General features: G+C 71.0%; 27 protein-coding genes. 11 read left to right on the forward strand and 16 right to left on the reverse strand.

Annotated elements, in window-relative coordinates; translation table 11 throughout:
• From HNP44_RS18795 to HNP44_RS18805, 3 genes are all read right to left on the reverse strand, one after another.
• A partial coding sequence (locus HNP44_RS18795; RefSeq protein ID WP_259144614.1) for a pyruvate kinase occupies positions 1–95 on the reverse strand: 95 nt, incomplete at its 3' end.
• 10 nt (positions 96–105) lie between these two features.
• A complete protein-coding gene (gene lgt, locus HNP44_RS18800; RefSeq protein WP_259144581.1) occupies positions 106–1,131 on the reverse strand; it encodes a prolipoprotein diacylglyceryl transferase in 1,026 nt (341 codons plus the stop codon).
• A gap of 33 nt (positions 1,132–1,164) precedes the next feature.
• On the reverse strand, positions 1,165–2,688 hold the full coding sequence (locus HNP44_RS18805) for an ArnT family glycosyltransferase (RefSeq protein ID WP_259144580.1): 1,524 nt from the start codon (positions 2,686–2,688) through the stop codon (positions 1,165–1,167).
• A 108-nt stretch (positions 2,689–2,796) separates the two neighbouring features.
• On the opposite strand from HNP44_RS18805, the gene HNP44_RS18810 reads away from it, so the two are divergent.
• Genes HNP44_RS18810 through HNP44_RS18820 form a run of 3 tightly spaced genes read left to right on the forward strand, consistent with a single transcriptional unit; the run spans position 2,797 to position 5,593 of the window.
• Complete coding sequence (locus HNP44_RS18810) at positions 2,797–3,894, forward strand: sensor histidine kinase (RefSeq protein WP_259144579.1); 1,098 nt, start codon at positions 2,797–2,799, stop codon at positions 3,892–3,894.
• The gene (locus HNP44_RS18815) at positions 3,891–4,520 is read left to right on the forward strand and encodes a response regulator (RefSeq protein ID WP_259144578.1); all 630 of its coding nucleotides are present in this window, start codon (positions 3,891–3,893) and stop codon (positions 4,518–4,520) included. The genes HNP44_RS18810 and HNP44_RS18815 overlap by 4 nt, the downstream gene beginning before the upstream one ends.
• Positions 4,517–5,593 carry a lycopene cyclase family protein gene (locus HNP44_RS18820; protein ID WP_259256924.1) on the forward strand — a complete coding sequence of 359 codons (1,077 nt, stop codon included), beginning with the start codon at positions 4,517–4,519 and terminating at the stop codon, positions 5,591–5,593. Before HNP44_RS18815 ends, HNP44_RS18820 begins: the two co-directional genes overlap by 4 nt.
• On the opposite strand, the gene trxA is transcribed toward HNP44_RS18820, so the two are convergent.
• A complete protein-coding gene (gene trxA / locus HNP44_RS18825) occupies positions 5,562–5,930 on the reverse strand; it encodes a thioredoxin (RefSeq protein ID WP_224648586.1) in 369 nt (122 codons plus the stop codon). The genes HNP44_RS18820 and trxA overlap by 32 nt on opposite strands.
• Before the next feature lie 130 nt (positions 5,931–6,060).
• On the opposite strand from trxA, the gene HNP44_RS18830 reads away from it, so the two are divergent.
• Positions 6,061–6,624, forward strand: a complete 564-nt coding sequence (locus tag HNP44_RS18830) for a LysM peptidoglycan-binding domain-containing protein (protein ID WP_259144576.1) — start codon at positions 6,061–6,063, stop codon at positions 6,622–6,624.
• A 75-nt stretch (positions 6,625–6,699) separates the two neighbouring features.
• Here the strand turns inward: HNP44_RS18830 and HNP44_RS18835 are convergent, their stop codons facing one another.
• Both HNP44_RS18835 and HNP44_RS18840 read right to left on the reverse strand, forming a co-directional pair.
• The gene (locus tag HNP44_RS18835; protein ID WP_259144573.1) at positions 6,700–6,831 is read right to left on the reverse strand and encodes a hypothetical protein; all 132 of its coding nucleotides are present in this window, start codon (positions 6,829–6,831) and stop codon (positions 6,700–6,702) included.
• Positions 6,832–6,947: 116 nt separating this feature from the next.
• Positions 6,948–8,171, reverse strand: coding sequence for an acyl-CoA dehydrogenase family protein (locus HNP44_RS18840; protein ID WP_259144613.1), 1,224 nt, complete (start codon positions 8,169–8,171; stop codon positions 6,948–6,950).
• Positions 8,172–8,299: 128 nt separating this feature from the next.
• Here HNP44_RS18840 and HNP44_RS18845 point away from each other — a divergent pair, with 128 nt between their 5' ends.
• Positions 8,300–8,749 (forward strand): MarR family winged helix-turn-helix transcriptional regulator, encoded by a 450-nt coding sequence (locus tag HNP44_RS18845; RefSeq protein WP_259144571.1) that lies wholly within the window; start codon positions 8,300–8,302, stop codon positions 8,747–8,749.
• Position 8,750: 1 nt separating this feature from the next.
• Here the strand turns inward: HNP44_RS18845 and HNP44_RS18850 are convergent, their stop codons facing one another.
• Positions 8,751–10,271 (reverse strand): AMP-binding protein, encoded by a 1,521-nt coding sequence (locus HNP44_RS18850; RefSeq protein WP_259144570.1) that lies wholly within the window; start codon positions 10,269–10,271, stop codon positions 8,751–8,753.
• 112 nt (positions 10,272–10,383) lie between these two features.
• Between HNP44_RS18850 and HNP44_RS18855 the strand changes: the two genes are divergently transcribed.
• Complete coding sequence (locus tag HNP44_RS18855; RefSeq protein WP_259144569.1) at positions 10,384–11,268, forward strand: bifunctional helix-turn-helix transcriptional regulator/GNAT family N-acetyltransferase; 885 nt, start codon at positions 10,384–10,386, stop codon at positions 11,266–11,268.
• 14 nt (positions 11,269–11,282) lie between these two features.
• On the opposite strand, the gene HNP44_RS18860 is transcribed toward HNP44_RS18855, so the two are convergent.
• Genes HNP44_RS18860 through HNP44_RS18895 form a run of 8 tightly spaced genes read right to left on the reverse strand, consistent with a single transcriptional unit; the run spans position 11,283 to position 18,087 of the window.
• A complete protein-coding gene (locus HNP44_RS18860; protein ID WP_259144568.1) occupies positions 11,283–11,873 on the reverse strand; it encodes a hypothetical protein in 591 nt (196 codons plus the stop codon).
• Positions 11,874–11,885: 12 nt separating this feature from the next.
• Positions 11,886–12,272, reverse strand: a complete 387-nt coding sequence (locus tag HNP44_RS18865) for a metal-sulfur cluster assembly factor (RefSeq protein ID WP_259144567.1) — start codon at positions 12,270–12,272, stop codon at positions 11,886–11,888.
• Complete coding sequence (sufU, locus tag HNP44_RS18870) at positions 12,269–12,727, reverse strand: Fe-S cluster assembly sulfur transfer protein SufU (RefSeq protein ID WP_259144566.1); 459 nt, start codon at positions 12,725–12,727, stop codon at positions 12,269–12,271. The genes HNP44_RS18865 and sufU overlap by 4 nt, the downstream gene beginning before the upstream one ends.
• A complete protein-coding gene (locus HNP44_RS18875; protein WP_259144565.1) occupies positions 12,727–13,998 on the reverse strand; it encodes a cysteine desulfurase in 1,272 nt (423 codons plus the stop codon). Before HNP44_RS18875 ends, sufU begins: the two co-directional genes overlap by 1 nt.
• Positions 13,995–14,765, reverse strand: coding sequence for a Fe-S cluster assembly ATPase SufC (gene sufC, locus HNP44_RS18880; protein WP_259144564.1), 771 nt, complete (start codon positions 14,763–14,765; stop codon positions 13,995–13,997). The genes HNP44_RS18875 and sufC overlap by 4 nt, the downstream gene beginning before the upstream one ends.
• A gap of 18 nt (positions 14,766–14,783) precedes the next feature.
• Positions 14,784–15,959, reverse strand: a complete 1,176-nt coding sequence (gene sufD, locus HNP44_RS18885) for a Fe-S cluster assembly protein SufD (protein WP_259144562.1) — start codon at positions 15,957–15,959, stop codon at positions 14,784–14,786.
• A complete protein-coding gene (sufB, locus tag HNP44_RS18890; RefSeq protein ID WP_259144560.1) occupies positions 15,959–17,389 on the reverse strand; it encodes a Fe-S cluster assembly protein SufB in 1,431 nt (476 codons plus the stop codon). The genes sufD and sufB overlap by 1 nt, the downstream gene beginning before the upstream one ends.
• Positions 17,386–18,087 carry a helix-turn-helix transcriptional regulator gene (locus HNP44_RS18895; protein WP_224648714.1) on the reverse strand — a complete coding sequence of 234 codons (702 nt, stop codon included), beginning with the start codon at positions 18,085–18,087 and terminating at the stop codon, positions 17,386–17,388. Before HNP44_RS18895 ends, sufB begins: the two co-directional genes overlap by 4 nt.
• Before the next feature lie 112 nt (positions 18,088–18,199).
• Here HNP44_RS18895 and mptB point away from each other — a divergent pair, with 112 nt between their 5' ends.
• Genes mptB through HNP44_RS18920 form a run of 5 tightly spaced genes read left to right on the forward strand, consistent with a single transcriptional unit; the run spans position 18,200 to position 23,032 of the window.
• Positions 18,200–19,996, forward strand: coding sequence for a polyprenol phosphomannose-dependent alpha 1,6 mannosyltransferase MptB (gene mptB, locus HNP44_RS18900; RefSeq protein ID WP_374758807.1), 1,797 nt, complete (start codon positions 18,200–18,202; stop codon positions 19,994–19,996).
• Between the two features lie 6 nt (positions 19,997–20,002).
• The gene (locus HNP44_RS18905) at positions 20,003–20,935 is read left to right on the forward strand and encodes an ABC transporter ATP-binding protein (protein ID WP_259144557.1); all 933 of its coding nucleotides are present in this window, start codon (positions 20,003–20,005) and stop codon (positions 20,933–20,935) included.
• A 1-nt stretch (position 20,936) separates the two neighbouring features.
• Positions 20,937–21,722: an ABC transporter permease gene (locus HNP44_RS18910; RefSeq protein WP_259144555.1), complete on the forward strand. Its 786-nt coding sequence runs from the start codon at positions 20,937–20,939 to the stop codon at positions 21,720–21,722.
• A gap of 39 nt (positions 21,723–21,761) precedes the next feature.
• Positions 21,762–22,742 carry a COX15/CtaA family protein gene (locus HNP44_RS18915; protein ID WP_259144553.1) on the forward strand — a complete coding sequence of 327 codons (981 nt, stop codon included), beginning with the start codon at positions 21,762–21,764 and terminating at the stop codon, positions 22,740–22,742.
• Positions 22,739–23,032, forward strand: a complete 294-nt coding sequence (locus HNP44_RS18920) for a hypothetical protein (protein WP_224648657.1) — start codon at positions 22,739–22,741, stop codon at positions 23,030–23,032. The genes HNP44_RS18915 and HNP44_RS18920 overlap by 4 nt, the downstream gene beginning before the upstream one ends.
• A 34-nt stretch (positions 23,033–23,066) precedes the next feature.
• Here the strand turns inward: HNP44_RS18920 and HNP44_RS18925 are convergent, their stop codons facing one another.
• Positions 23,067–23,636 carry a dihydrofolate reductase family protein gene (locus tag HNP44_RS18925; protein WP_259144551.1) on the reverse strand — a complete coding sequence of 190 codons (570 nt, stop codon included), beginning with the start codon at positions 23,634–23,636 and terminating at the stop codon, positions 23,067–23,069.
• Positions 23,637–23,649: the final 13 nt, after the last annotated feature.

A 23,649-nucleotide genomic window follows, 5' to 3' on the forward strand; every position in this document is an offset into this window, starting at 1 on the left:
GCAACATCCATCCCCTCCTCGACAAGAGCAAGAACCTTCTCATCAGTTCCGACAGCAGGGCCCAGGGTGCAGACAATCTTGGTTCGACGAGTCACGGCGTCCACGTTAGTCCTCCCTATTCCGCGATGTGGAGTCTCCCGGCAACCCGCCGGTATCCATCTGGCGAACATCAGCCTCCGCGTCGGCACCGTCGCCCGCCTTTTCGAGGGCCACGGGCTCGTCGACGGGCCTCGATCCGCCCTGCTCGGGGGCCGATTCCGACGGCGCCGCCGACGGCTCGTCAAGGAGGACCGAGTCCTCGCGCCGCTTCGGGGCGAGGAAGAAGTAGGCGATCGCGCCGGCGAAGACGAGCGCCGCGGTGAAGACGTTGATCCGGACTCCGAAGATCAGGGTGGCGTGGTCGTCGCGCATCAGCTCGATGAAGAACCGGCCGAGGCAGTAGCCCGCGACGTAGAGCGCGAAGAGGCGGCCGTGGCCGATGCGGAAGCGACGGTCGACGATGACAAGGAAGGCCGCGACCAGCAGGTTCCAGATGAGCTCGTAGAGGAACGTGGGCTGCACGACCGCGAGGACGACACCGGTGCTGTGACCGTCGAGCACGTCGGGACCGCGCTGACCGACGTCGTTGGCGCGCTCGTAGATCTCCAGGCCCCAGGGCAGCGTGGTGGGGCCGCCGTAGAGCTCCTGGTTGAACCAGTTGCCGAGCCGGCCGATGGCCTGGGCAACGATGATCGCAGGCGCGATCGCGTCGGCGAAGGGGCCGAGCTTGATGCCGAGCTGCCGGCAGCCGATCGCGGCGCCGACGCCGCCGAGGGCCACGGCGCCCCAGATGCCGAGGCCGCCGTCCCAGATGCGGAAGACAGCGCCGAGACCGCGGCCGTTCGGGCCGAAGTAGGTGCTGAAGTCGGTGAGCACGTGGTAGAGGCGGCCGCCGATGAGGCCGAAGGGGACGGCCCAGACCGCCACGTCGAGGACCTGGCCGGGCTTGCCGCCGCGGGCCACCCAGCGGCGGTCACCCCACCAGCAGGCGACGACGATGCCGATGATGATGCACAGCGCGTAGGCGCGGATCGGGACGGGCCCGAGGTGCCATACGCCCTGGGCGGGACTCGGGATGCTCGCGAGGATCACGCCCGTCACCCTACTGACCGCCAGCGCGGGCCGTCACTGCGAGCGCAGCCGCCGCCACAGTTCTGGCCAGGCGACGGTCCGTTCGGTGTAGAGCTGCACCACGGGATCGCCCGTCTCGCCGGGGGCCGGCACGGCCCGACGGTGCGCGAAGGCCCCGTCGAGCACGGGCGACGGGTCGCCGATCCAGAGCACCGCGCGGGCGTCCTCGGGCGGGCAACCGAAGTAGTAGTACGCCCGGTGCCCGCTGTACGCGCGGGGCAGGCCCTCGTCGCGTCCGAAGAAGTCGACGGCCGCGGCGAACGGGTAGCTCTCGGCCACGATGACGGTGCCGTCGCGCTCCGCGGGCGACAGCGTCCGGTACGAGGCGACGACGGTGTCGGACAGGCCCTGGAGCATCGTGTCCCCCTCGACGAGCATCGTCGCGGGCGCGCGCAGCGGGGGCGCGCCGATCCGCGCCGCGACGGCCGGCGACCACACCGGCGAGGCCGCGATCCAGCTGGCGGAGGAGCCGAGGACCGCGAGGACCGCGACCGCGCGGAGCACGCCGCCGGCCCGCAGCCCGCGACGCGCGAGCCACCGCTCGGCGACGACAGCGCCGGCGGCCATCGGCAGCGCGTACACCGAGGCCAGGTAGTACGAGCGGCCGTGGGTCAGCACGATCACAATCACGACCAGCACGAGGGCGACGCCGAGGAATCGGTACGGGCGCAGGTCGCGCGAGCGGAGCAGCGCGACGACACCGGCGAGCAGCAACGGCAGACCGATGAGCAGGCCCGCGCCGAACAGGCCGACGAGCGCGAACCCGGCGCCGCCGGGCCATTCCGCCCGCACGACCGCCCCCATCCGGGTGTACGCCCACTCGTGCCCGGCCTGCCACCAGAGCGTCGGGGCGATCGCGACGACCGCGACGGCGCCGCCGGCCCACAGGGCGGGCCGGGCGAGCAGCCGACGAGGCCCACAGGCGAGGGCGGCGATCGCCACCGCAATCCACAGCGCGGGCACGAGGAACTTCGTGAGCAGGGAGAGCGCCGTGACGGCGCCTGCGAGGAGCAGCAGGCGGTCGTCCCGGATGCGCACCCATCGGACCAGCAGGTACAGGATCATCGTCCACCACAGCGGGTCGAGCGAGTAGGTCGCGAGCCAGTGTCCGACGGAGCTGACCAGCGACATCGCGACCGCTGCCGCGGCGAAGGCCTGCGCACCGACGCGGCCGCCGAGCTCGCGGGCGATGAGCCCGGCGAGCAGGGTGATCGCCACGACCGCGAGGGTCGCGGGCAGGCGCAGGACGACGAGGTTCCCGTGCGCGAGGTGATCGAGGCCGGCGGCGAGCAAGGGCACGAGCGGCGGCTGGTCGAAGTACCCGGCGGCGGGGTGGTCCCGCCCCGCGACGACGAAGTAGGCCTCGTCGAAGAAGTAGCCGTAGTTGCGGCTGCCGAGCAGCATCACGGCGAGAACGACGGTGCCCACGAGGGCGAGCGGCAGCCGCGCGATCGGCGGGAACGCGCCGCGCGATCCGGCGGTCGGAGCGGAGTCGGGTGTGATGACCTGCGATGTCATGCCTTCGACCGTCGCCGATCGGGCGCGACGCCGGTAGCGCCGTTCGGTGGCCCGTCGACCGACGAAAGGAGGTACCGGCACCGTCGGGCCCCTCCCTACGATGGCTGCATGCCACTCGCACCCGACACCCGCACGCGGGCCGCCCACGCGACGCTGCTCGTGGTGTCGGCGGCCGGCACCGTCGCGCTGGTGATGGCGCTGTTCCCCGCGCTGCGGGGCGCCGGCCTGTGGCTGGGCGCGACCGCGATGCTCGCGGCGTCCGCGGCGGTCGGGCCGCTGCGCCCCGTCGTCGCGGCGCCGGTCGTCGCGGCCGCCTGCTGCTACCTCGCGCTCGGCCCGTGGGCCGAGGCGACCGCCTCGGGTGCGGCGATCTGGGTCGCGGTGGCGGCGTCTCTCATCTCCTCGGCGGCGGCGCAGACGGCGCGGGACCGCCGCGAGGCGGTGACCGCCTTCGCCCCGTTCGTGGTCTTCGCGGCCGCCGTGGCGGCGTCCTCGCACTCCGTGTGGGGCGCGCTCGGCTCGCTGGCCCCGGTGTTCGGCGGCACGACCTTCGGGCTGGGGCTGCGGCTGCGCGACGCCCAGCGGGAGCGTCGGGCCCTCGCCGCTCGGCAGGTCCGCGCCGACGAGCGGCTCGCGCTGGCGGCCCAGCTGCACGACCTCGCGACGGCGCGCCTGACCCGGATCGTGCTCGCGGCGCGCGCGGCGGCGCAGCCCGGGATCGAGGAGGACGCGCAGGCCGCGCTCGCCGACCTGCGCCGGGTGGTGGTCGGGCTGCAGACCGCTGACGCCCCGGCCGCCCCGCTGGCGGTCAGCGGGCTCGTCGGCCCGGCCGATCTCGACGGCACCATCGCGGAGGCGGTGGTCCGGGCCCGGGACACGGGCCAGCACGTCGACCTGAGCGGGAGCGTCGCCGCGCCGCTCCCCCGCGCGAGCGCCGACTGCCTGGCCCGCGTCCTCGAGGAGGGCCTGGCGAACGCGCGCAAGCACGCGGCGGGCGCGCCGGTCGAGGTGGAGGTCACGGACCGCGGCGTGCGCGTGCACAACCTGTCGGCAGCCCCCGACCCGGCGCTCGTCGCGACCGGCAGCGGCACGGGACTGCGGGGCCTGGCGGCCCGCACCGCGCTCGTCGGCGGCACCCTCCGTCACGGCCCCTCACCCGACGGTGGCTGGACGCTGCAGGCCGACTTCCCGGCGGCCGCCCGATGACGACGGTGCGCGTCCTGGTGGCCGACGACGACCCGCTCGTGCGGGAGTACCTGCGCTCGACGCTGTCGGCCGAGCCGGACCTCGACGTGGTCGCGACCGCGGCCGACGGCGCCGCCGCCGTCGAGGCGGGCATCGCGCACGCGCCGCAGGTCGCGCTGCTCGACGTGCGGATGCCCGGCGTCGACGGGATCGTCGCGACCCGCGCGCTGCGCGACCTCGATCCGCCGATCGCGGTCGTGCTCATCACCACCCTCGACACCGACGCGGTGCTGGTCGACGGGCTGGCCGCCGGCGCGGCGGGCTTCGTGGTGAAGACCGCCGAGCCGGCGCTACTGGCGTCGGCGGTGCGCACCGCGGCGGCGGGCGGCTCGCTGCTCTCCCCCGACGCCCTGGCCCGCCTCGTGCGCCTCGCCGGCGACCGGCCACGCCGCGACCCGCGCATCGACGCCCTCGGCGAGCGGGACCGCGACGTGCTGCGCGAGCTGGCGACGGGCGCATCGAACGCGGAGATCGCGGCGCGCCTGTTCCTCGCCGAGTCGACGGTGAAGGGCTACGTCTCCGCACTGATGACCCGGCTGGACTGCGCGAACCGCACGCAGCTCGCGCTGCTCGGGGCGGCGCAGTGAGCGCCGACCTTGTGGTGTTGGGTCTCGGGCCGGCGGGGCGCGCGGTCGCGCACCGCGCTGCGGCGGCGGGCCTGCGGGTACGGGCCTTCGATCCCGCGCCGGACGCGCGCTGGCGGCGCACCTTCGGACTGTGGGCCGACGAGCTTCCGGCGTGGCTGCCGGCCGACGTGGTCTCGGCCGTCTCGTCGCCGCAGGTCGTCGTACGGACCCGGCACGACCTCCGGCGCGAGTACGCGATGCTCGACGTGGACGCGGTGCAGGGCGCTATTCCGCTCGACGGGGTGGACGTCCGCGCCGAGCACGCGGGCCGCGACGGGCACGGCGCGGCATTCGTGATCGACGCCCGGGGGCCGGCACCGTCGGCTTCGACGGACGTGCCCCGGCAGACCGCGGCCGGGGTGCTGGTCCCGGCGGGCGCGCACGAGGAGCTGTGGATGGACTGGCGCCCGGCGCCCGGCGTGCCGGACGACGCGCCCGCGTCCTTCCTCTACGCGGTCCGGGTCTCGGGCGACGCTCTGCTGCTGGAGGAAACGTGCCTCGCGGGCGCGCCGGCGGTCACCGTCGACGAGCTGGAGGTACGGCTGCGGGCGCGTCTGGCGACGCGCGGCGTCGCGGCGGGCGCGCTGCACGAGCGGGTGGACTTCCCGCTGCTGCACCCCGGGCCGCGGCGCGGGCGGGGATGGTGCGGGGCCGGGGTGCGCGGCACGACGCTGCACCCGGCGACGGGGTATTCGGTGGCGGGGTCACTGGCCTTCGCCGATGACGCGGTCGCCGCTCTGCAGGACGGCCGGAACCCGGCGACCGCAGACGCGGTGGCGGCGCACCGCCTGCGCGCGGCGGCGCTGGGCGCGCTACTGGGCATGTCCCCTGCTGAGCAGCGCGATTTCTTCGAGGTCTTCTTCGGGCTCCCGGACCGGCGGGTGCGGGCGTTCCTCTCGCCGCGCACGCCGGCAACGACGAACGCCGCAGCGATGGCTGCGGCGTTCGCGGCGGCGCCGTGGGGGCTGCGCCGGCGCCTGGCGCGGGGGGTTGCTCCTGTGGTTACTCCGCGGGCTTCTCGCCGGCGGCATTGACCTCGGCCTGCTCGATGTCGAGCGCCTTGGCCTGGCCGATGAGGTCCTCGAGCGCGGCGGGCGGGAGCGCGCCGGCCTCGTTGTAGACGAGGTTGCCCTTCTTGAAGACCATGAGGGTGGGGATCGACCGGATGTTCGCGGCGGCCGCCAAGCTCTGCTCGGCCTCGGTGTCCACCTTCGCGAAAACCACATCCGGATGCGTCTCCGATGCCTTCTCAAAGGTCGGCGCGAACGCGCGGCAGGGCCCGCACCAGGAGGCCCAGAAGTCGACCAGCACGATATCGTTGCCGGTCACGGTCTGATCGAACTTGTCTGCGGTCAATTCAACTGTCGCCATACCCCCTCCAACGATTTTGCCGACTCCATGATTCCCATTCGCCAAAATGTCGGATGGGATCGCTATTGTCTACTGAGGCGCGCACCCGCGCGCCACATGTACACCGAGTACATCGACAAAGGGGATACACATGACCGACGTGCTTCGCGCAGGAAACCAGCTCGGCCTCGGGGAGACCCTGGACTCCCTCAACGGCGGCTACACGCTGACCCTGCAGAGCGATGGCAACCTCGTGCTCACCGAGGGCGCCGGCACCGTGGTGTGGGCCAGCGCGACCGACGGCAAGGGCGTCGAGCGGGCCAACTTCCAGACCGACGGCAACTTCGTGCTGTACAACGGCGCCGGTGAGGGCGTCTGGTCGACCAACACCGAGGGCACTGGCGCCGACCGCATCGTCCTGCAGGACGACCGCAACCTCGTCGTCTACGCCGGCGACGCCGACAAGTGGGCCTCCAACACCGCTACCGACCAGCCGGCCCCGGCTCGTCAGGCCGCCCCCGAGCCCGAGCCCGTCGCCGCCGAGGCGCCGGCCGCTCCCGCGCCGCGCACCCACACCGTCGCTTCCGGCGACACCCTGTGGGCGATCGCCGAGCAGTACCTGGGCGACGGCAACCGCTACACGGAGATCGCGCAGCTCAACGGCATCGCGAACCCGGATCTGATCAACGTGGGCCAGGTCATCACCATCCCCTGATCGCCGAAGATCACGCTCTGAATCACGCAGCGGCCCGCCCTCGCACCATGCGAGGGCGGGCCGTTGTCGTCGTGGTCAGCGGGTCCGCGGGTGGCAACCGAGCGACGCCGAGACGACGGCGAGCGGCGTACTCGCCAGGCGGAGGTTGTGGCGCTCCTGCGGCGTCATCGTCCAGCGAGCGTGCAGGTGACGGGCGAATGCGAACATGGTGCGGTTCCTTCTCCGGCGGTGCCGGTCGTACGGTGATCCATCGAGTATCGAACCGAACTACCGAGTGGCGCAACGACTATCGCGTTAAGACCGCGTATCGGTCGCGATAACCGTCACTCGCCGCGCAACAGCCCTTTCGCCACGTGCGTCACCTGGATCTCGTTGCTGCCCGCGTAGATCATCAGCGACTTCGCGTCGCGCGCGAGTTGCTCCACCCGGTACTCCGCCATGTAGCCGTTGCCCCCGAAGAGCTGCACGGCCTCCATCGCCACCTCGGTCGCGGCCCGCGAGCTGTACAGCTTCATCGCCGAGGCCTGCGCCAGCGTCGGCGGCTTGCCGGCCCGCGAGGCCTCGATGGCGGTGAACAGCATGTTCTGGACATTGATCCGCGCGATCTCCATCTCCGCGAGCTTGAGCTGGATGAGCTGGAACTTCCCGATCTCCTGGCCCCACAGGGTCCGCGAGCGCGCGTAGTCGATCGACAGCCGCTGCGCCTCGTTGATGATGCCCAGGCTCAGCGCCGCGATGCCGATACGCTCGGCGGTGAAGCCCGCCTTCGCGGAGGCCCCACCGCCGCCCGGCGTCTCCTCCGTCTCGCCGAGTAGCCGGTCCGGTCCGAGCCGCACGTCGTCGAAGAACAGCTCGCCGGTGGGCGAGCTCATCATCCCCATCTTCTTGAAGGCCTTGCCCTGGGTCAGCCCCTCCATCCCCGTATCCAGCACGAACGTGAGCACCTTACGGTCGCGGATCGGCGTGCCGTCGCCCTCGTCGAGCTTGGCGAAGACGACGATCGTGTCGGCATGCGGGCCGTTGGTGATGAAGGTCTTCTGCCCCTTGAGGATGTAGCCGCCGGAGCCGTCACGACGAACAGTCGACTTCATGCCACCGAGGGCGTCAGAGCCGCTGTCGGGCTCGGTGATCGCCCACGCGCCCACCTTCTCCATCGTGACCAGTTCAGGCAGCCAGCGCTTCTTTTGCGCGAGGGTGCCACGGGACTTGATGGTGGACGCCGTCAGGCCCATCGAGACGCCCATCGAGCCGATCAGGCCGAGACTGACGCCCGCCATCTCGACGTTGAGAATGAGGAACATCGACGAACTCAGGGCACTGGAGACCGCGGCCGCAGGCTTCTCCCCCGCCTCCTCGGCGGCCAGCTCGGCCTCGAGGTTCTCGCGGTTGACCTGGTCGATCCCGAAGGTCTGGAGCATCTTGCGCGTGATGTCGTACGGCGGCAGGGCGCCGGTCTCCAGCTCGTCGACGTGCGGGCGCACCTCCTTGTCGATGAACGCCCGCAGGGCGTCGCGCACCATCAGGTCTTCGTCGGACCACTCGAACACCGCAACCTCCATGAATAGAACATGTTCTAGATATTGGGGTCCATCCTCGCACTCCTCCCCGCCCGGTGGTACCCGAACCCCCAGGAAGGCCTTGACCTCAACCATTGTCGAGAAAATAGCGTCGAGGAATGGAGAACTACACGAACGACCGCATCCTGGTACAACCGATCGGCTACTGGGCCAGCATGACCGGACGGTCCGCCGTCACGTTCATCCGCTCCACGCTCGAGCGCCACGGACTCACCCAGCCGCAGTGGTGGGCACTGAACTACATCGCCGACCGCCCCGGCGGCGTCGGCATGAACGAGGTGGTCGAATACCACCGGGGCTTCGTCGACACCGACGACGCACTACGCCCCGATGTCGCCTGCCTGGTGGCGACGGGCCTGCTCGACGACGCCGACGGGGCCCTCACCGTCAGCCCGGCCGGGCAGCGGCGGCGCGACGAGACCTCGCCCGACATCCGCGCCGCACTCGCGCAGATCCGAGACGGGGTCACCGACGAGGACTTCATCACGACGATCCGCACCCTGCAGCGGATGATCGACAACATCGGCGACCGCGCCTGGCACGCCTGAGTCAGTTCACCTTCCGCGCCAACGCGTCCCAGAACGGGGCGCGGAGCACGAACTTCTGGATCTTGCCCGTGGCGGTCCGCGGGAGGGAGTCGACGAAGTCGATCCGCTTGGGGCACTTGTAGCCGGCGAGGTGCTCGCGGGTGTGCGCGATGAGTTCCTCCGCGGTCACCCCGTCGGCCACGACGATCGCCGTGACCAGCTCGCCCCACTTCTCGTCGGGGATGCCGATCACCGCGACCTCGCGCACCGCGGGGTGCAGGGCCAGCGCGTCCTCGACCTCGATCGACGTGACGTTCTCGCCACCCGAGATGATCACGTCCTTCTTCCGGTCGGCGATCGTGAGGTAGCCGCCCTCGAAGGTCCCTCGGTCGCCGGTGTGGAACCAGTCGCCCTCGAGCGCCGCGGCGGTCTCAACGGGCTTGTTCCAGTACGCCGTGAGCGCGTGATTGGTCCGGGTGAGAATCTCGCCGTCCTCGTCGATCCGCAGCTCCACGCCGAGGGCGGGTGCGCCAGCGCGACCGAGCCGTCGGGCGACCTCCATCGGGTCGTCGCCCGCCCACTCGGCGCGCTCGCGGTTCACCGTGATCAGCGGCGACGTCTCCGTGAGGCCGTAGATCTGGATGAACTCCCAGCCCAGCTCGAAGCGCACCCGATGGATCACCCGCGTGGGTGGCGGCGCGCCCGCGCAGACCACGCGGACCGTGCCCGCCCCCGGGATGGGGCCGTCCCACTCGGCGGCCGCGTCGAGCGCGGCGGTCACCACGGCGGGCGCCGCGCACATGATCGTGACGCCCTGATCGCGGACGCGGCGGAGGATCTCGGCACCGTCGACCTTGCGGAGGACCACGTGCTTGATCCCGACGCCCGTGGCGGCGAAGGGCATGCCCCAGCCGTTCGCGTGGAACATCGGCAGGGTGTGCAGCAGCACGTCGTTATCGGTAAGTGCGACGTGCAGCCCGAAGACCGTGGCGTTGAGCCACAGGTTGCGGTGCGTGAGCTGCACACCCTTGGGCCGGGCGGTGGTGCCGGAGGTGTAGTTGATGGTGGCGGTGGCGTTCTCATCGCCGGCCCACGCCACGGGAGAGGCTGTGCCGCCGAAGATCGCGTCGTCGTCGCGGCCGAGGACGAAGACGTGCTTCGCGGTCACGGTCTCGGCGAGGTGCTCGACCTCGGGGTCGAGCAGCAGCACCTCCGCACCCGAGTCCTCCACGATGTACTCGACCTCCGCGGGCGCGAGCCGGAAGTTCACCGGGACCAGGATCCGGCCCCAACCCGAGACACCGAAGAACGAGGTCAGCAGCCGCGCGGCGTTCTGCGAGACGATCGCGACGCGGCCGCCCACGGGGATGCCGAGCTCATCGAGGCGCGCGGCCTGCCCACGGGCCAGGGCCGCCATCTCGGCGTAGGTCTTCTCGCCCCACGACGGCGCCGGCTGGTCCGGCTCGTCGACCATGCCGATGCGGTCGGGATAGACGATCTCGGCCCGGTTCAAGAAGTCACGCACACCCAGATTCACGAACATGCGGCCAGGCTATTGCCGTCGCCTCCGCTCGCGCGGCGGGTTCCGTGAATCCCGGCCGAGTGACCCGGTCCCCCGTTGCCCGCCCGATAGATCCCTGACTAAAGTCAGAGATATGAGCGAACAGGTGGAGCAGGTCCGGCGGTTCAACCGGGCGGTCACGCAGCGGCTCGGCGTCCTGCAGGACCAGTACCTCGCCCGAGACCGGCCGCTCGGGCAGGCACGGCTGCTCTGGGAGGTCGGCCGCTCCGCCGGCGGGATCGGCGTGCGCGAGCTGCGCACCCGCCTCGACCTCGACTCGGGATACCTCAGCCGGCTGCTGCGCGCGCTCGAGGCGGACGGGCTGGTCACCGTCGGGCAGGACGACGGTGACGGGCGTGCCCGGACCGCGCGGGTCACCCCCGCGGGCGCGGCGGAGTACGCCGAGCTCGAGTCCCGGTCCAATGACGCCGCACACGCGCTGCTCGGGCCGCTGTCGGACGGGCAACGCGGGCGGCTCGTCGCCGCGATGGCCGAGGTGGAGCGGCTGCTCGTCGCCTCGCTCGTGCGAGTCGACGAGGTGGACGCGATGTCGGCGGCGGCGCAGTTCGCGGCCCGGGCGTACTACGCCGAGCTCGGCCAGCGGCTGCAGGACGGCTTCGACCCCGGACTCGGCGGCGCGGTGCGCGACGCGGCGATCACGCCACCCGCGGGTCTGCTGCTGGTGGCGACGCTGCGCGCGGAGACCGTCGGCTGCGGGGCCCTCGCCTTCCAGGACGGCGGCTTCGCCGAGGTCAAGCGCGTCTGGGCGGCACCGTCGGTGCGCGGCCTCGGACTCGGCCGGCGGATCATGGCGGACCTGGAGGACCGGGCCCGTGCCGCGGGCGCGCGGACCGTGCGGTTGGACACCAACGGCAACCTCACCGAAGCGATCGGGCTGTACCGCAAACTCGGGTACCGCGAGGTCGAGCGGTACAACGACAACCCGTACGCGCACCACTGGTTCGCCAAGGACCTGTGAACGGCACCACGATGTCACCCCGCCGACACGTGCGCAGTCACCGGTAGGCCCCGCTGGAGCATCCGAACGATCGACGGCGGGGTGAGCAGGCGCAGCTCCCCCGCCGGTGCGGCCGGGGTGTAGCCCTCGAAGCTCCAGCGCAGCCAGGCGCCGTTCCAGCGGAGGAAGGCGTCCGTGCCGTCGGTGATCACGGCACCGTCGGGCGGCGGAACGTTGACAGGCTCGTTCCCGGCCCGGCGCTCGGCGCGCAGCGCCCGGTCCATCACCTTCGGCGTGTTCTCGACCTCGGGGTTCGCGACGGCCCAGAGCCGCTTGAACTCTCGGTAGTCGGCGTTGCGGCACTCGCCGCACGGGCGGTGGCCGGCGGCGTAGGCAGTGGCCTCGTCGAAGAGGAACAGCTGGGTGTACCTGCGTGGGTCCGGCTGCTTCGGCGAGCGGTAGCGGCCGTTGAAGTCGAGCCGGCACGCGATCCACATGGCATTCGCGTGCTCGCGAACGACGATGCCGGTCTCGTCGTGCAGGATTCCGCGGTTGCCCAGGAAAGCACCGCGGGCCGGATCGGCGACGATCCGGCCCCACGGGTCGATCCTGTTGCGCAGCGGCATCGCCGGCGGTTTCTAGACGGTGAAGCCCAGGGCGCGCAGCTGCTCGCGGCCGTCGTCGGTGATCTTGTCCGGGCCCCACGGCGGGAGCCAGACCCAGTTGATCTTGGCATCGGTCGCCAGGCCGGACGAGACGAGCGCGGCCCGGGTCTGGTCCTCGATGACGTCCTGCAGCGGGCAGGCAGCCGAGGTGAGCGTCATGTCGATGAGGACCGCGGCATCGTCGTCGACCTTGAGGTCGTACACCAGGCCCAGGTCGACCACGTTGATGCCCAGCTCGGGGTCGACCACGTCGCGCATGGCCTCCTCGACGTCGAACAGGGTGGGCAGGTTCAGCGGGTTGTCGCCGGCCTGCGCCGGGTCGGCCGCGGTGCCGGCGGCCTCAGCAGCGTTCTCGCTCATGCCGTCTTCTCCTCCGAGTCGATGATCTGGGACAGCGCATCCTTGAACGCCATCCAGCCGAGCAGTGCGCACTTGACGCGCGCGGGGTACTTCGCGACGCCGGCGAAGGCGATGCCGTCGCCGATGAGATCCTCGTCGCCCTCGACCTGGCCCCGGGACTGCAGCATCTCCGTATAGGACTGCAGCATCTTCAGGGCCTCACCGACGGGCTCGCCGATCACCTGGTCGGTGAGGACCGAGGTCGACGCCTGCGAGATCGAGCAACCCTGGCCGTCGTACGAGACGTCGACGACGGTCTCGTGGTCGTCGGACAGGTGCACCCGCAGGGTCACCTCGTCTCCGCAGGTAGGGTTGACGTGGTGGACCTCGGCCTCGAAGGGCTCGCGCAGCCCGCGGCCGTGCGGGTGCTTGTAATGGTCCAGGATCACGTCCTGGTACATCTGCTCCATGCGCATCAGATCACCCCGAAGAACTTCTGGGCCTTGACGATCGCGTCGGCGAGCACGTCCACTTCGGCGGGCGTGTTGTAGACGCCGAAGGAGGCGCGCGCCGTAGCGGCCACGCCGAACCGGCGGTGCAACGGCCACGCGCAGTGGTGGCCGACGCGGATGGCGACGCCCTCGTCGTCGAGCACCTGCCCGAGGTCGTGCGCGTGGATGCCGTCGACCACGAAGGAGACGGCGCTCCCCCGGTCCCGGTTCTCGGTCGGGCCGACGATCCGCAGCCCCTCGATGGCGTCGAGGCGGTCGAGCGCCGTGCCCACGAGCGCGTGCTCGTGCGCGGCGACGTCGCCCATACCGAGGGCACCGAGGTACTTCACGGCGGCACCGAGGCCCACGACCTGCGAGGTCATCGGCACGCCCGCCTCGAAGCGCTGCGGCGGCGCGGCGTAGGTCGAGCCCTCCATCGTGACGGTCTCGATCATCGAGCCGCCGGTGATGAAGGGCGGCAGCTGCGCGAGCAGCGCGCGCTTGCCGTAGAGGACGCCGACGCCGGACGGGCCGTACATCTTGTGGCCCGAGAAGGCCGCGAAGTCCACGTCGAGCTCGGCGAAGTCGACGGGGCTGTGCGGCACGGACTGGCACGCGTCGAGCACCACGAGGGCGCCGACGGCACGTGCCCGCGCCACGAGCTCCGGCACCGGCGCGATCGCGCCGGTCACGTTGGAGGCGTGCGTGAACGCGACGATCTTCACCGAGTCGTCGAGTTCCAGCGAGTCCAGGTCGATGCGCCCCTCGTCGGTGACGCCGTACCACTTGAGCGTGGCGCCGGTGCGGCGGCACAGCTCCTGCCACGGCACGAGGTTCGCGTGGTGCTCCAGCTCCGTGACGACGACGGTGTCGCCCTCGCGCAGGCGATGCCCGCCGAGGACGGCGGCCGAGCGGTCGTCGCCGAGCGTGTACGCCACCAGGTTCAGCGACTCGGTCGCGTTCTTGGTGAACGCCAGCTCGTCCGGCGAGACCCGCACGAACTCCGCGATCGCGGCGCGTGCGTCCTCGTAGGCGTCGGTCGCCTCCTCCGCCAGCTGGTGCGCGCCGCGGTGCACGGCGGCGTTGTGCGTGGTGAGGAACTCCCACTCGGCGTCGAGCACCGGGCGCGGGCGCTGCGAGGTGGCGCCGGAATCCACGTAGACCAGCGGCTTCTCGTCGCGGACCGTGCGGGACAGGATCGGGAAGTCGGCGCGGATCGCGTCGATGTCCAGGGCGGACTTCACCGAGGCGGTCATGCTCCGACGGCCTCGGTGAACTTCACGTAGCCGTTCTCCTCCAGCTCATCGGCCAGCTCGGAGCCGCCCGACTCCACGATCCGGCCGTTCACGAAGACGTGCACGAACTCGGGGTGGATGTACCGCAGGATGCGGGTGTAGTGCGTGATGAGCAGGACACCGCCGTGCTCGCGCTCGGCGTACCGGTTCACGCCCTCCGAGACGACGCGCAGGGCGTCCACGTCGAGACCCGAGTCGGTCTCGTCGAGGATGGCGAACTTCGGCTTGAGCAGGCCCAGCTGCAGGATCTCGTGGCGCTTCTTCTCGCCGCCCGAGAAGCCCTCGTTGACCGAGCGCTCGCCGAACTGCGCGTCGATGGACAGCTCGCCCATCGCCTCCTTGACCTCCTTGACCCAGTGCCGCAGCTTGGGGGCCTCGCCGCGGACCGCGGTGGCGGCCGAGCGGAGGAAGTTCGACATGGAGACGCCGGGCACCTCGACGGGGTACTGCATCGCCAGGAACAGGCCGGCGCGGGCGCGCTCGTCGACGGTCATCGCGAGGACGTCCTCGCCGTCGAGGGTGATGGAGCCCTGGGTCACCTCGTACTTCGGGTGGCCGGCGATGGCGTAGCTCAGCGTGGACTTGCCGGAGCCGTTGGGGCCCATGATCGCGTGGGTCTCGCCCGAGTTGATCGTCAGGTCGACGCCCTTGAGGATCTGGATCGGCTCGGCGTTCTCGTCCGCCTGCACGACGTTGACGTGCAGGTCACGGATTTCCAGAGTGGACAAAATGATTCCCTATCAGTCTTAGACGCCGGCGGTGGCGAGTTCGTTCTCGATGGCTGCGGAGAGCCGCTCACGCAGCTCCGGGACGGAGATCCGGTCGATCAGCTCCTGGAAGAAGCCGCGCACGACCAGGCGACGGGCCTCGTCCTCGGGGATGCCGCGCGAGCGCAGGTAGAACAGTTGCTCGTCGTCGAACCGGCCGGTGGCGCTGGCGTGGCCCGCGCCCTCGATCTCACCGGTCTCGATCTCCAGGTTCGGCACCGAGTCGGCGCGGGCACCGTCGGTCAGGATGAGGTTGCGGTTCAGCTCGAAGGTGTCGGTGCCCTCGGCCTCGGCACGGATCAGGACGTCGCCCACCCACACCGTGTGCGCGTCGGGGAGCTTCGAGGACGGATCGCCCTGCAGCGCGCCCTTGTAGACCACGTTCGACTTGCAGTTCGGCACCGAGTGGTCGACCAGCAGCCGCTGCTCGAGGTGCTGCCCGTCGTCGGCGAAGTACAGGCCGAACAGCTCGGCATTGCCGCCCGGGGCGTCGAACTGCACGCGCGGGGTCATGCGGACCAGGTCGCCGCCCAGCTGGACGGCGAAGTGGCGCACGTGCGCGTCGCGGCCCACGCGGACGTGGTGCTGGGTGACCCACACCGCGTCGTCCGCGAAGTCCTGCGCGTCGATGATCTGCAGCGCGGCACCGTCGCCGAGGATGACCTCGACGTTCTCGGCGACCGTGCCCGAGCCGGTGTGATCGAGCACGACCACGGCGCGGGCGTGCCGCTCGAGCCGCACCTGGATGTGCGTGAAGGCCGTCTTCCCCTCGCCGGGCCCGGCGATGCGAACGAAGATCGGCTCGGCGACCTCGGCCTCCTTGGCGACGGTCAGCACGTGCGCCTCGGTGGTCGACGTGAACGCCTGCGCCGCGACGCGGTCGAAGGGCGTGCCGCCCTGACCGATCCGCTCGTCGGTCCTCGCCACGGTCTCGAAGGAGACGCCCTCCGGCGTCGCGTCGACGGTGGCGGTCACGGCACCGTCGGCCTGCGCGGAGCCGTCGTGGAGGCCCTTCAGGCGACGCAGCGGCGTGAACCGCCAGGCCTCGTCCCGATGGCTGGGGATCTCGAAGGCGGCGACGTCGAAGGACGTGAACAGCGCACCCTTGTTGGCGACGGGGTGGGCCTCGACGGCCTCGTTGAGAGTGTTGCTCACTAGCCCACGGACCCTTCCATCTGCAGTTCGATCAGGCGGTTCAGCTCGAGCGCGTACTCCATCGGCAGCTCCTTGGCGATGGGCTCGACGAAGCCGCGCACCACCATCGCCATGGCCTCGTCCTCGGTGAGTCCGCGGCTCATCAGGTAGAAGAGCTGGTCGTCGGAGACCTTCGAGACGGTGGCCTCGTGGCCCATCGTCACGTCGTCCTCGCGGATGTCGACGTACGGGTACGTGTCGGACCGCGAGATCGAGTCAACGAGCAGCGCGTCGCACTTGACGGTGGATCGGCTGCCGTGCGCGCCCTTGTTGATCTGGATCAGGCCGCGGTAGCTCGCCCGGCCGCCACCGCGGGCGACCGACTTGCTGACGATGTTGCTCGACGTGTTCGGCGCGAAGTGCACCATCTTGGAGCCGGTGTCCTGGTGTTGACCCTCGCCGGCGAAGGCCACGGAGAGCACCTCACCCTTGGCGTGCTCGCCCATCATCCACACGGCCGGGTACTTCATGGTGACCTTGGAGCCGATGTTGCCGTCGATCCACTCCATGGTGGCGCCGGCCTCGGCCTTGGCCCGCTTGGTGACCAGGTTGTACACGTTGTTCGACCAGTTCTGGATGGTCGTGTAGCGGCAGCGGCCGCCCTTCTTGACGATGATCTCGACGACCGCGGAATGCAGCGAGTCCGACTTGTAGATCGGCGCGGTGCAGCCCTCGACGTAGTGCACGTAGGCGTCCTCGTCGACGATGATCAAGGTGCGCTCGAACTGGCCCATGTTCTCGGTGTTGATCCGGAAGTAGGCCTGCAGCGGGATGTCCACGTGGACGCCCTTGGGCACGTAGATGAACGAGCCGCCCGACCACACGGCGGTGTTCAGCGCGGAGAACTTGTTATCGCCCGCGGGGATCACCGAGCCGAAGTACTCCTCGAAGAGCTCCGGGTGCTCACGCAGCCCGGTGTCGGTGTCCATGAAAATGACACCCTTCTCCTCGAGGTCGGCGCGGATCGAGTGGTAGACGACTTCGGACTCGTACTGGGCGGCGACGCCGGCGACGAGGCGCTGCTTCTCGGCCTCGGGGATGCCGAGCTTGTCGTAGGTGTTCTTGATGTCCTCGGGCAGGTCCTCCCAGGACTCGGCCTGCTTCTCCGAGGAGCGCACGAAGTACTTGATGTTGTCGAAGTCGATGCCGTCGAGGTCACTGCCCCAGGAGGGCATCGGCTTCTTCTCGAAGATGCTCAGGGCCTTGAGGCGCTGATTCAGCATCCACTCCGACTCGTTCTTCTTGCCGGAGATATCGGCGACCACGGCCTCGGAGAGGCCGCGCTGCGCCGAGGCGCCAGCGGCGTCGGAATCGTGCCAGCCGTAGCCGTAGGTGCCCAGGGAGGCGATGGTCTCCTCCTGGGACAGCGGGCCGTTCTCGACCGTTGTCATCGAAGCTCCTTAGCGGGTTGCTCGCGGACCACGCGCTCAAGGGGCACGTGGGTGGTGCAGGCGCGGTCACCATTGGCGATGGTGGCCAAACGCTGTACATGAGTTCCCAACGCCTGCTCGATCGCCGAAATTTCGGCCTCGCACAGTTCGGGGAACTCGGATGCGACCTCCGACACCGGGCAGTGGTGTTGGCAGATCTGGACGCCGTTGCCCACTTCTCGGGCATCGGCGGAGAATCCGGCGTCCGAGAGGGCCGCCGCGATCCTACGGGCACCGTCCACCGGGTCCGCGGACTCGGTGGGGCTGATGGTGCCGATGGCCTGCTCGGCCCGGCGCCGCGCGAAGGTGCGCACCGCCTCCTCGCCGCCGACCTCGCGCAGAGCGCGGAGGGCGTCGACCGCCAGGGCGTCGTAGCCCTGGCCGAGACGCCGCCGCCCGGAGGGGGTGAGCAGGAACTCCTTCGCGGGACGTCCCCGCCCCCGGCCGCCCAGGCCCGACGGTGGCGCGACCGTCACGTCGCCCGCCTCGAGCAGATTGTCGAGATGGCGGCGCACGGCGGTGGTCGTGATCCCCAGGGCCTCGCCGATATCGGCCGCGGTGGCCTGGCCCCGGTTCATGAGCAGCCCGACCACGGCGTCACGGGTGTCCCCGTCACGCTGGGCCGAGGAGGCGTGCGCCTCGTGCTGCTCGTATTTCACAACACGATTGTTTCCTAATTCGTCCGGCACTTCCAGCAAGGTCAGGCTAAGCTCAGCGCTCCTCGCCCCAGGGGCGCGCACGACGAGCCGGGCACCGTCTACTCTTGCGGACGTGCGCGCTACCCCCTCTCTCCCGGCTCCTGTGCGCACGTTCGCGGACTACCTCGGCCTGACCAAGCCCGGCGGGGCACCGTCGGGCATCGCGGCGAGCGGCCCCGGGGGCACGGTGAACCGCCTGCACACCGACGAGCAGCAGTACCCGGACCTCAACGCCCAGGAGAAGCGGACGGTCCGGACGATCGCGACCTTCGGCGGCGTCGGCGCCGTGCTCATCGCTTTCGGCGCGCTCGGTGTGGGCTCGTTCCCCGTGGTGCAGAACCCGATCGCCGGGCGCCGGCTGATCGGCCTCATGTTCCGGATGCAGTCGACGGCACTGACGGTGACGATGGTCGGCACCGCGATGCTGATGATCGCGTGGGTGCTGCTGCGCAGGTACACGATCGGCTACCTCAACCCGAACGCCCACGCCGAGCCGGCGCCGCCTCGCCGGCTGACCCGCCGCGGATTCGACCGGATCCTCGCGCTGTGGGTGCTGCCCTTCCTGTTCGCGCCCCCGATGTTCAGTAAGGACGTCTACTCCTATCTGGCGCAGTCGGAGATCACCGCCCGCGGGCTGGACCCGTACAAGATCGGCCCCGCCGCGGCGCTGGGCATCGACCACGTCTTCACCCGCTCGGTGCCGAACATCTGGCGCGACACCCCCGCGCCGTACGGGCCGCTGTTCCTCTACCTCGGCCGCGGTATCACGTGGCTGACCGGCGAGAACATCGTCGCCGGAGTGGTGCTGCACCGTGTGCTGGCCCTGGCCGGCGTAGCGATGATCGTGTGGGCACTCCCCCGGCTCGCGCGCCGCTGCGGCGTGAATGAGGTGGCCGCGCTGTGGCTCGGCGCGGCGAATCCGCTGGTCATCTTCCATCTCATCGCGGGCATCCACAACGAGGCCCTCATGCTCGGCATGATGCTCGTCGGGATGGAGTGGGCGCTCCGCGCGATCGACGCGGGACGCCCCTTCCTCAACGGCTTCACCCCGACCAGAGCGGGCGGACTGCTGACCGCGGGCGCCGCGATGATCGCCCTGTCCGGGCTGATCAAGATCACGTCCGTGCTCGCGCTCGGCTTCATCGGCATGGCACTCGCGCGACGCCTCGGCGGCAGCTTTCCCAACATCGGCGGACGCCTGCGCGACTGGCGGACCGCGCTCGCCGAGTGGAGACCGAACGCGGGCCGCACCCTCGTCGCGCTCGCGACGTCCGCGGGCTTCCTGGTGGTCGTGCTGGTCGTCGTGGTGGTCGTGGTCTGCCAGGCGACGGGCCTGGGCTACGGCTGGCTCGACGCCGGCACCCTCGGCACGGCCAACAAGGTCCGCTCCTGGCTCTCCGTCCCGACGGTGCTGGGCCTCGGGGCCGGGCAGGCCGGAGTGCTGCTGGGCCTCGGCGACCACACCACGGCGATCCTCGCCATCACCAGGCCGATCGCCGCCGCGCTCGCCGCCGTGATCGTGCTGCGCATGCTCATCGCGACGCTGTCGGGCCGGATCCACCCCGTCGGCTCGCTCGGCATCTCGATGGCGGCACTGGTGCTGCTGTTCCCCGTCGTGCAGCCCTGGTACCTGCTGTGGGCGATCGTGCCGCTCGCCGCATGGGCCACCGCGCCCGGCTTCCGTCTGGCCGCGGTCATCGTCTCCGGCGTGATCTCGGTGATGCTCATGCCCAACGGCGGAGAGATCGAGCCCTACGTCATCGCCAAGGCAGGCATGTCGACGGTCGTCATCGTCGCGCTGGCCGTCTACCTGGCCTTCGAACTCCCCCGCCACCGCGAACGCCGCCGCCGCACCGGCCGGGTAGTCTGACTTTCCGTGCCCGCACTGTCCGCGACCTCCGTCACCAAGCGATTCGGCGACGTCGTCGCCGTCGATGGGCTCGATCTCACCGTCGAGCGCGGCAGCGTTCTCGCCCTGCTCGGGCCCAACGGCGCCGGCAAGACCACGACCGTCGAGATGTGCGAGGGCTTCGACTCGCCCGACTCGGGCCGCATCGAGGTCCTCGGCCTCGACCCGGTGGCCGACGCCGCGCGTCTCAAGCCCCGGATCGGCGTCATGCTGCAGGGCGGCGGCGCCTACCCGGGCGCGAAGACCGGCGAGATGCTGCGCCTCGTGGCGGCCTACGCCGCGAACCCACTCGACCCCGACTGGCTGCTCTCGACACTCGGCCTCACCGACGTGGTGAACGTCGGCTACCGCCGGCTCTCCGGCGGCCAGCAGCAGCGGCTGTCTCTGGCCTGCGCGCTCGTCGGCCGCCCCGAGCTGGTCTTCCTCGATGAGCCCACCGCCGGCCTCGACGCCCAGGCGCGCCTGCTGGTGTGGGACCTCGTCGCCGCGCTGCGCCGCGACGGCGTGACGGTCTTGCTCACCACGCACCTGCTCGACGAGGCAGAGGCCCTCGCCGACCGCGTCGTCATCATCGACCGCGGCCGCGCGGTGGCCGACGGCACGCCCGCGGAGCTCACGCGCCTCGGCGCCGAGCACGAGCTGCGGGTGACTGCACCGTCGGGCCTGGACGCCTCCGCTCTGGCCGCCCGGCTGGGCACGGGCTTCACCGCGACGGTGGACAGCACCGACGCGCACGGCTCCGTCTACGTGGTGCGCGGCGCCGAGGTGACACCCACGGTGATCGCCGACGCGGCAGCGCACTTCGCGGCACAGGGCGCCCTGCTGACGGACCTGCGGGTGGGCACGCGGACCCTAGAGGACGTCTTCCTCGACCTGACCGGCCGCGATTTGAGGGGATGACGTGAACCGAGCAGAGCCCCGATTCGCCCCCGGCACCTTCCTGCCGAACCCCGAGGCAGCCCGCCCCACGGCGATGCTCGCCGCACAGACACGCATGGAGCTCACGCTCCTGCTGCGCAACGGCGAACAGCTGCTGCTCACGATGTTCATCCCGATCGCGCTGCTCGTCGGCTTCGCGGTGCTGCCGATCGGCGGGGACGCCACCCGCATCGACGCCCTGGTCCCGGCCGTGATGGCCGTGGCCGTGATGTCGACGGCGTTCACCGGCCAGGCCATCGCCGTCGGCTTCGACCGGCGCTACGGCGCGCTCAAGCGGCTCGGCGCAACGCCGCTGCCCCGGTGGGGCGTCATCGGCGGCAAGACCCTCGCCGTGGTGATCGTGGTGGTCCTGCAGGCGGCGCTCCTCGGCGGGATCGGCTTCGCGCTGGGCTGGCGACCCGAGCCCGTCGGGCTGCCGCTCTGGGCGCCGATCCTCGCGCTCGGGGTCTCCGCCTTCGCCTCGCTGGGTCTGCTGCTCGGCGGCACGCTCAAGGCGGAGGTGGTGCTCGCGCTGGCGAACCTGCTGTGGTTCGTCATGGGTGCCATCGCCTCCCTCGTCGTGGTCCGTGAGCACGTACCGGACGCGGTGCTGGTGCTCGCGCGCCTGTCCCCGTCGGGCTCGCTGACCGAGGCGCTCACCCTCGCGTCGACCACGGGCAGCGTCGACTGGCTCGGCCTGACGGTGCTCGCCGCGTGGGGTGTCGTCGGGTCCGCCGCGGCCGTCCGCCTGTTCCGGTTCACCGGTTAGCCACTACAGGACGTAGTAGCCGCGGGACGCCCACGTACGATGATCGGCGTGTACCAGCTCTTCCTGCGCCTCGTCGACCGCCTGCCGCTCCCCAGCGTGAAGGCGCAGCAGCGGATCGCGCTCGCCGCGCTGCTCTCCCAGGCGCTCATCGCCGTCACCGGTTCGGTGGTGCGCGTGACCGGCTCGGGACTGGGCTGCCCGACGTGGCCCAAGTGTTTCGACGATTCCCTGCTGCCGATCCCGCAGGACGAGGTCCCGTGGTGGCACCAGGCCATCGAGTTCGGCAACCGGCAGATCGCGGTGTGGATCGTGGTCACTACGTCGATCGCGATCGTGCTCGCCGTGGCGCGGGCCCGGCGGCGCCGCGAGATCCTGGTCTACGCCTGGATCCTGCCCTTCTCGACCTTCGCTCAGGGCATCCTCGGCGGCGTCACGGTGCTCACCGGCCTGCGCTGGTGGGTCGTGGGTGCCCACATGCTGGTCTCCTGCGCGATGGTGTGGATCGCCGCGACGCTGTACGCCAAGGTCGGCGAACCCGACGACGGGGTCGAGATCGAGGCGGCGCCCGCCGGCGCCCGGCGGCTGGTCGCCGTCTCCGCGATCGTCATGTCCTTCGTGCTCGCGGCGGGCGTCGTGGTCACGGCCGCCGGCCCGCACGCGGGCGACCGCACCAATCCGAAGGCCATCGACCGGCTCGACGTGTCGATCCCGCTCCTGTCCCTGACCCACGGTCTGTTGGTGGCGGTGTACGTCGCGATCCTGGTGTGGGCGGCCGTGCTCATCGTCCGCGGGCCGTCGAGCGAGGCCGTCCGGCGGCGCCTCAAGATCGTCTTCGCGGTGGTCGCCGCGCAGTCCCTCATCGGAGTGGTCCAGTACTTCACCGGCGTCCCAGCGCTGCTCGTGGTGCTGCACGTGGCGGGCGCGATGTCGGTGATCACCGAGACCGCGATCCTCTACCGGCTCATGCAGGCGCGGGTGCTGCGCGCCTCCGACGTCACGCCCGATAAGCTGGCGGCATGACTGAGCAGGCCCCCGGCAACGTCGTCTCCCGCCTGAAGCGCTTCGCCGCCCAGCACGACGGGGCGACCGCCGTGCTGCAGAACATGGGCGAGGAGGGCGTGCGCATCACGCTCGTCGGCGGCGACGGGATCATGGGCGACCAGATCGTCGCGAACCCCGCGCAGGCGAAGGACGCGGCCGAGAAGGCCGGCCTCGACACCTCCGACTGGGATCGCGAGCTGGTCAGCAAGGCCACCACGGAGCCCGGCCATCACGAGCGGATGGCCGGCTACCGGGCTTCGTCCCGCTAGTACCCGCCCGGCTCCGCGCCCGGTGCGGCCGGGCTCAGGCGCGCTCGTACTGCGCCAGGATCACCCCGATGTCGAACGCGCGGTGCGAGACGAGCCTCCACTGCTGCGGCGCGAAGCCGCCCGCGAACAGCGGAATGCCGTCGCCCGCGGTCACGGGATAGATCTTCAGCGCCAGCCTGTCGACCTCGGGCGCGAGCGTGGCGGCGAGCTTTCCGCCGCCGCACAGCCAGATGTCGCCGCCGGCCTCCTGCTTGAGCGCCCGCATATGTGCGACAGGATCTTCGGCGATCACCTCGACCTCGGGGAAGTCCGCGGCGTCGAGCGACCGCGAGTAGACGATCGTGCGCAGGTGCGCATACGGGTCGTTCACGCCCATGTCGGTGCCCAGCGCGTACGTGGCGCGTCCCATCACGACGGTGTCCCACTTGGTGAGCGGCGGCGTGATGCCCAGCGCCTCGTGCAGACCCGTCGGCAGCCCGTCGCCCCACTCCTCGTTCATCTGCCGCGAGTACTCCTCGTCGACGGGGTAGAAGTCGTACTGGCCCTCGGGGCCGGCGATCCGGCCGTCCAGCGAGACGGCGACGTAGTACACGAGTGAACGCAAGCGAGGACTCCTC

Origin of the sequence: Tsukamurella ocularis (assembly GCF_024807615.1) — a bacterium.
Classification (GTDB): domain Bacteria; phylum Actinomycetota; class Actinomycetes; order Mycobacteriales; family Mycobacteriaceae; genus Tsukamurella; species Tsukamurella ocularis.

Bases quoted from the DNA above. Each gene is read 5' to 3' on its own strand.
- HNP44_RS18805 (WP_259144580.1), bottom strand. From the start codon at position 2,688: ATGACATCGCAGGTCATCACACCCGACTCCGCTCCGACCGCCGGATCG.
- HNP44_RS18810 (WP_259144579.1), top strand. From the start codon at position 2,797: ATGCCACTCGCACCCGACACCCGCACGCGGGCCGCCCACGCGACGCTG.
- HNP44_RS18815 (WP_259144578.1), top strand. From the start codon at position 3,891: ATGACGACGGTGCGCGTCCTGGTGGCCGACGACGACCCGCTCGTGCGG.
- trxA (WP_224648586.1), bottom strand. From the start codon at position 5,930: ATGGCGACAGTTGAATTGACCGCAGACAAGTTCGATCAGACCGTGACC.
- HNP44_RS18830 (WP_259144576.1), top strand. From the start codon at position 6,061: ATGACCGACGTGCTTCGCGCAGGAAACCAGCTCGGCCTCGGGGAGACC.
- HNP44_RS18835 (WP_259144573.1), bottom strand. From the start codon at position 6,831: ATGTTCGCATTCGCCCGTCACCTGCACGCTCGCTGGACGATGACGCCG.
- HNP44_RS18845 (WP_259144571.1), top strand. From the start codon at position 8,300: ATGGAGAACTACACGAACGACCGCATCCTGGTACAACCGATCGGCTAC.
- HNP44_RS18850 (WP_259144570.1), bottom strand. From the start codon at position 10,271: ATGTTCGTGAATCTGGGTGTGCGTGACTTCTTGAACCGGGCCGAGATC.
- HNP44_RS18855 (WP_259144569.1), top strand. From the start codon at position 10,384: ATGAGCGAACAGGTGGAGCAGGTCCGGCGGTTCAACCGGGCGGTCACG.
- HNP44_RS18860 (WP_259144568.1), bottom strand. From the start codon at position 11,873: ATGCCGCTGCGCAACAGGATCGACCCGTGGGGCCGGATCGTCGCCGAT.
- HNP44_RS18865 (WP_259144567.1), bottom strand. From the start codon at position 12,272: ATGAGCGAGAACGCTGCTGAGGCCGCCGGCACCGCGGCCGACCCGGCG.
- sufU (WP_259144566.1), bottom strand. From the start codon at position 12,727: ATGCGCATGGAGCAGATGTACCAGGACGTGATCCTGGACCATTACAAG.
- HNP44_RS18875 (WP_259144565.1), bottom strand. From the start codon at position 13,998: ATGACCGCCTCGGTGAAGTCCGCCCTGGACATCGACGCGATCCGCGCC.
- sufB (WP_259144560.1), bottom strand. From the start codon at position 17,389: ATGACAACGGTCGAGAACGGCCCGCTGTCCCAGGAGGAGACCATCGCC.
- HNP44_RS18915 (WP_259144553.1), top strand. From the start codon at position 21,762: ATGATCGGCGTGTACCAGCTCTTCCTGCGCCTCGTCGACCGCCTGCCG.
- HNP44_RS18920 (WP_224648657.1), top strand. From the start codon at position 22,739: ATGACTGAGCAGGCCCCCGGCAACGTCGTCTCCCGCCTGAAGCGCTTC.